Here is a 1,775-nt window from a genome sequence, read left to right on the forward strand (position 1 = left end):
CATCGCCGCCATTCATACCGGACGCCGCACTGCACCTCACGATAAATCGGAAAATCCGCCTTTTTAACAAAAACAATAAAAAAACACCTTGACGGTAAAAAAAGCCGTCTGTATAGTTCCGTTCTCGTTGCAGCACACACTGCAACGCAGCAGTAAATCGTGGGGGTATAGCTCAGTTGGTAGAGCGCTTGCATGGCATGCAAGAGGTCAGCGGTTCGATCCCGCTTACCTCCACCAAAAATACAAAAGCCTCGACTCCGGTCGGGGCTTTTTGTATTTGCATCCGGCAAGTCGCTGCCGCTCCATTTACACTGTCAGCATCAAACCCCCTCCACTGACAGCCATGCTCAGCACCCTGATCGACCAGTACGGCTACTACGCCCTGTTTGCCGGCACAGCCATCGAAGGCGAAACCGTTTTGCTTGCCGCCGGCTTTGCCGCGCACCGCGGCTGGCTGAGCCTGCCCTGGGTCATGGCGGTCGCTGCTGCTGGCGGGTTTTGCGGCGACATGCTGGCTTTCAGCCTGGGGCGCTGGCGCGGCCAATGGCTATTGGCCCGCTTTCCGGCACTGGCCCGCCATACGCCGCGCATCAATACCCTACTGGACAAATGGCATGCCCCGCTCATTATCGGCATACGTTTCATGCTGGGCCTGCGCACCGCCGGCCCAGCCATCATGGGCATGAGCCGCATCCCCTTTGCCACCTTCGCCTTTTACAACGCCATTGGTGCCGCCATCTGGGCCAGCCTGTTCGCGAGCTTAGGCTATGCCTTCGGCAGTGCGCTGACCTTGCTGCTGGGCGAACTCAAACATCTGGAAGAAGCCGCCTTTATCGCCATCGTGTGCACTGGCGCCCTACTCCTGCTCTGGCGCAAACTTCGCCAGCGTGCTTAACGCGGCGCGCGCGCAAGGCAGGCCTGATAACGCCAGTCCACACGCCCGGCAAACCATTCGGTGGTGAGCTTGCGGCTGATCTTGGGGCTTTTCAGGTCTATCTGCGGCATGATGGCACGCGGCAAGGCCCGCCCCTGCTCGCGCGTCGCCAGTTCGAACACCTTGCGGTACAAGGCACTCTGGCCAAAACCCGCCAGCTTTTCCATTTTCAAATCACGCGCCATCGCGTCAGGACTCATACCCAGACGGCCAGCCAGAGCCTGTAACACTTGCGAGGTTTCGCTCTGCGCGCCACCGGCGCGGTAATTCAGCAGATCGCCATCCAGCGTCAGACGCTGGCCGGACAAGGACGACAAGGCAGCCTGGAAGGCGGCATTGCGACTGGAGTAGCGCCCGGCATTAAAGTCGGCAAAGCGGTATTTCATCTCGCTATACGGCGCCGGATACTGCAACAGATTGGCGATACCGAAATAAAGCCCGCCACGACGGCTGAATACCTCGCTGCGTATGCTGCCGCGCCGGATATAAGGATAAGGCCAGGCCTCTACCTGCGATTCGGCAAAAGCCACACTGACCTGCATCGGCCCGCCGGTACGGATCGGGTTTTTCATCCCCACCGGCAAACCGTAACGCACGGCATCGGCCGCCATATCGTCAAACAGTTCGCTCACTTCCCTTTCGGTACGCAGGCTGTCGATACGCGCCTTATAGCTGCGCCCATCGGGCGAGCCCTTCAAAAAAGCGGTCTTGGCCAGCGCCAGCGGCACATGGTAGCGCCCGGCGCGCTCCTCGATGGCACCCCACACCATGCCGGGCAAACCCGGCACCGTCGGGTCGGCCTGCCAGCTAGACTCCTGCTCGATCACCGCCAGCGCCGCAC

2 protein-coding genes and 1 tRNA gene are annotated in these 1,775 nt (G+C 60.3%); 2 read left to right on the forward strand and 1 reads right to left on the reverse strand.

Annotation, left to right across the window (positions count from 1 at the left end; genetic code table 11):
- The first annotated feature begins 161 nt into the window (after nt 1–161).
- A tRNA-Ala gene (locus EGI20_RS18265) sits at nt 162–237 on the forward strand.
- A 106-nt stretch (nt 238–343) separates the two neighbouring features.
- Nucleotides 344–895, forward strand: a complete 552-nt coding sequence (locus tag EGI20_RS18270; RefSeq protein ID WP_498630194.1) for a DedA family protein — start codon at nt 344–346, stop codon at nt 893–895.
- Here the strand turns inward: EGI20_RS18270 and EGI20_RS18275 are convergent.
- On the reverse strand, nt 892–1,775 hold an 884-nt coding region (locus EGI20_RS18275; RefSeq protein ID WP_498633113.1), incomplete at its 5' end, for a DUF1615 domain-containing protein. The two genes, EGI20_RS18270 and EGI20_RS18275, sit on opposite strands and share 4 nt — an antisense overlap.

The organism is Aquitalea sp. S1-19, from assembly GCF_024343515.1.